Raw genomic sequence first — 916 nt, 5'->3', positions numbered from 1 at the left:
TGAAGATTGGCGCCTATGGCCCACTTACCGCGGAGCGCGCACGGGACCTTGCGAAGATCGAGTTGGCCAAGGTCGTGGAAGGCAAGGATCCGGCGACGCTTCGGCACGAATTGCGAAATGCGATGTCTGTATCTCAACTCTGCGAGCTTTACATGGAGGCCGCCTCAGCCGGCCTGGTTCTTGGCCGCAAGGGCCTGCCCAAGAAAGAAAGCACGCTGTCAACGGATCGATCCCGCATTGACGCGCATATCAAGCCCCTGCTGGGACAGCTCAAGGCCAGAGCGGTTACGCGAATGGAGATGGAACAGTTTAAGACAGGCGTCGTAACCGGAAAGACCGTCAGAGACGAAAAGCTCGGGCCACGGCGTCGGTCGATCGTCAAAGGCGGCAAGGGTGCGCTGACTCGCACATTAGGGCTTCTTGGGGCGATCTTTGCCTGGGGTATCGATAATGGGCATGTCGAGCAGAATCCAGTACGCGGGGTTCGTCGTTTTGCGGATGCGCAGAAGAAGGCACTCCTAACCGGCGATCAGTACCGCGCGCTGGCAGAAGCCCTTTATACACTTGAGGAGAAACGCAATCGCCACGGCGCACCCAGGCACAGCCAGATTGGAATCGCTGCCATTCGCTTCATTGCACTGAGCGGTGTCCGGCGTGGCGAATGTCAACAGTTGCGCTGGGACGAAGTGGATGCTCTGGGAACTTGCCTCGCCCTTGGCGAGACCAAGACCGGACCATCGTTGCGCCCGCTCAGCCAAGCTGCATTTGCGATGATCGATAGTTTGACGCCTATTTCGGACTACGTGTTTGCTACCAGGCCTGAGCAAGCGGGTTACCAGGGCTTACCTGGGCTCTGGGAGATGGTTCAGAAAACGGCACGCCTTTCGGCTGAGGCCGCCGCGGCCAGGCGCTGTGG

The 916-nt window shown here is 59.3% G+C and carries 1 protein-coding gene; it reads left to right on the top strand.

What is annotated here, in order from left to right; all coding sequences use genetic code 11:
* Positions 1-62: 62 nt before the first annotated feature.
* Positions 63-916: tyrosine-type recombinase/integrase (locus ACFFNA_RS35590; protein WP_378924608.1), on the top strand; the 854-nt coding region annotated here is incomplete at its 3' end.

It is taken from the genome of Mesorhizobium kowhaii, assembly GCF_042431665.1.
Lineage (GTDB): Bacteria > Pseudomonadota > Alphaproteobacteria > Rhizobiales > Rhizobiaceae > Mesorhizobium > Mesorhizobium kowhaii.
This window is presented reverse-complemented; position numbering and strand designations above follow the sequence as displayed.